The sequence below is a fragment of the Streptomyces sp. RP5T genome (genome assembly GCF_003933965.1).
GTDB lineage: Bacteria > Actinomycetota > Actinomycetes > Streptomycetales > Streptomycetaceae > Streptomyces.
This window is the reverse complement of sequence record NZ_RSAJ01000836.1, coordinates 1-2,871: the sequence shown is the minus strand read 5'-3', so window position 1 is coordinate 2,871 and position 2,871 is coordinate 1. Positions and strand designations below refer to the sequence as shown.

Annotated in this window: 3 protein-coding genes and 1 pseudogene; all 4 read left to right on the top strand. The window is 73.4% G+C overall.

What is annotated here, in order from left to right; translation table 11 throughout:
• Window positions 1-392 (top strand): annotated as a pseudogene (locus EHS43_RS41775) (L-aspartate oxidase); the annotation flags it as partial.
• Window positions 393-397: 5 nt separating this feature from the next.
• Window positions 398-1,384 carry a carboxylating nicotinate-nucleotide diphosphorylase gene (nadC, locus tag EHS43_RS41770; protein ID WP_125195706.1) on the top strand — a complete coding sequence of 329 codons (987 nt, stop codon included), beginning with the start codon at window positions 398-400 and terminating at the stop codon, window positions 1,382-1,384.
• Window positions 1,385-1,389: 5 nt separating this feature from the next.
• Window positions 1,390-2,187 (top strand): type III pantothenate kinase, encoded by a 798-nt coding sequence (locus EHS43_RS41765; protein ID WP_125195705.1) that lies wholly within the window; start codon window positions 1,390-1,392, stop codon window positions 2,185-2,187.
• 130 nt (window positions 2,188-2,317) lie between these two features.
• Window positions 2,318-2,871, top strand: a 554-nt coding sequence (locus EHS43_RS41760) for a hypothetical protein (RefSeq protein WP_260470962.1), incomplete at its 3' end; no start/stop codon positions are given.

Below are 2,871 nucleotides of genomic sequence, written 5' to 3'. Positions count from 1 at the left end.
CCCCCGAGGCCCGGTTCGCGATCCAGCGGATCATGACGCGGGGCGCGGGTGTGCTGCGCTCGGCCGGGTCCCTGTCCGAGGCCGCCGACCTGTTGCAGCAGCTGCACGCCGACGCCCGCGACGCCCTCGCCGAGAACGGCAAGACGGCCGAGCCCGGCGTCGACACCTGGGAGGCCACCAACCTCCTGTGCGTGGCCCGTGTCCTGGTCGCCGCGGCCCTGCAGCGCGAGGAGACACGGGGCTGCCACTGGCGCGAGGACAGGCCCGACCGGGACGACGCGGCATGGCGCCGCCACATCGTCGTACGGCTGAATCCGGACCGAACCCTCGCCGTACACACCACCGATACCGCAGACTTCCCCCCGACCCGGCAGCACCTTCAGGAGCAGTGACACCAGTGAGCACCGACGACCTTCCCCTCGCCCCCACCGGCGGCTGCGGCGACGGCTGCGCCTGCGGCGCCGACGGCGGCCCCGGGGACGACGAGTACCTGGAGTGCGGGCTCGACCCCGCGCTCGCGCAGCTCCTGGCCGACGCCGGGCTCGACCCCGTGGAGGTCGAGGACATCGCCAACGTGGCCATCCAGGAGGACCTCGACCACGGCGTGGACGTGACGACCGTCGCGACCATCCCCGAGGACGCCGTCGCCACCGCCGACTTCGTCGCGCGCGAGGCGGGCGTCGCGGCCGGCCTCAGGGTCGCCGAGGCGGTCGTCTCGGTGGTCTGCGAGGACGAGTTCGAGGTCGAGCGGCACGTCGAGGACGGCGACCGCATCGAGGCGGGACAGAAGCTCCTGTCGGTCACCACGCGCACGCGTGACCTCCTCACCGCCGAGCGCAGCGCGCTCAACCTGCTGTGCCGGCTCTCGGGCATCGCGACCGCCACGCGTGCGTGGGCGGACGCGCTGGAGGGCACCAAGGCGCGCGTGCGGGACACCCGCAAGACCACCCCGGGGCTCCGGTCGCTGGAGAAGTTCGCGGTGCGCTGCGGGGGCGGGGTCAACCACCGGATGTCGCTGTCCGACGCGGCGCTGGTCAAGGACAACCACGTGGTCGCCGCCGGCGGCGTGGCGCAGGCCTTCAAGGCCGTGCGGGAGGCTTTCCCGGACCTGCCGATCGAGGTCGAGGTCGACACCCTGCACCAGCTGCGGGAGGTCGTGGACGCGGGCGCCGACCTGATCCTGCTGGACAACTTCACGCCCGGCGAGTGCGAGGAGGCGGTCGCGCTCGTGCACGGGCGGGCCGCGCTGGAGGCCTCCGGACGGCTGACGCTGGGCAACGCGCGCGCGTACGCCGACACCGGCGTCGACTACCTCGCCGTGGGCGCGCTCACCCACTCCTCGCCGATCCTCGACATCGGCCTCGATCTGCGCGAGGCGGAGTAGTCGCCATGCTCCTCACGATCGACGTGGGAAACACGCACACCGTCCTCGGGCTGTTCGACGGCGAGGACATCGTCGAGCACTGGCGGATCTCCACGGACGCGCGCCGCACGGCGGACGAGCTGGCCGTGCTGCTCCAGGGCCTGATGGGCATGCACCCGCTGCTCGGGGACGAGCTGGGCGACGGCATCGACGGGATCGCGATCTGCGCCACCGTGCCGTCCGTGCTGCACGAGCTGCGCGAGGTGACGCGGCGCTACTACGGCGACGTGCCGGCCGTCCTGGTCGAGCCCGGGGTCAAGACGGGGGTGCCGATCCTCACCGACAACCCCAAGGAGGTCGGCGCGGACCGGATCATCAACGCGGTGGCGGCCGTCGAGCTGTTCGGCGGCCCCGCCATCGTCGTGGACTTCGGTACGGCGACGACCTTCGACGCGGTCTCCGCGCGCGGGGAGTACGTCGGCGGCGTCATCGCGCCCGGCATCGAGATCTCCGTGGAGGCGCTCGGGGTCAAGGGGGCGCAGCTGCGCAAGATCGAGGTGGCCCGGCCGCGGAGCGTGATCGGGAAGAACACGGTCGAGGCGATGCAGTCCGGGATCGTGTACGGGTTCGCCGGACAGGTCGACGGCGTGGTGAGCCGGATGGCCCGGGAGCTCGCGGAGGACCCGGAGGACGTGACGGTGATCGCCACGGGCGGGCTCGCGCCGATGGTGCTCGGCGAGTCGTCGGTGATCGACGAGCACGAGCCCTGGCTGACGCTCGTAGGGCTGCGCCTGGTGTACGAGCGCAACGTGTCGCGGATGTGACCTGCCGGGCCCGGACGCGGGAACCGGCATTGGGGTGGCCCGGTCACGCCACACCCGTCCGCTATGCCGAATTTGTCTGATTAGCGCGTACTGTCGCCGCATGCCCACGCCATACGGATCCCGCGGCGGCATGGCGTTCGGCGTGGAGGAGCTGCGTGTGCTCCGCCGCGCTCTCGCCCTCGCCCTTCACCCCGCCCCTGCCTCGGCCGAGGACATCAAGGACTGCCACCGCCTCGCCGAGTCGCTCGACGAGGCGGTGTGCGAGGGTGCCCGGCTGCGCGCCTTCCTGGTGGCCGACCTCGCCCGGTACCGCGCCGCACTGCCCGGCACCGCCGCCGGTTACCTCACGCTGCTGGAGGAGGCGCTGGGCGCCGGGTACCGGCCCGAGCCCGACGATCTCGCCGCGCTGCGGGCCCTGCGCGGCAACCCCGTCGCGGCCGCGTTGCTGACCCGCTGCCAGATGCTGGCCGAACGGGACGTGAGGGCCCGTCTCGCGGCCGCCACGGGCGCCCGGCGCGCCCCGGTGGCCCCGGTGGTCCCGGCCTCGCGTACGCGCCTCCTGGCGCTGCCCGGGGGCCTTTGCGAAGAGTCGCGCGAGGAGCGCTACGGGGGTGTCCGGAGCGCTCCGGCGCACCTGGACGCCAAGGAGCCGGCGAAGCGTCCGGCCCAGCCACCGGTCAAGCC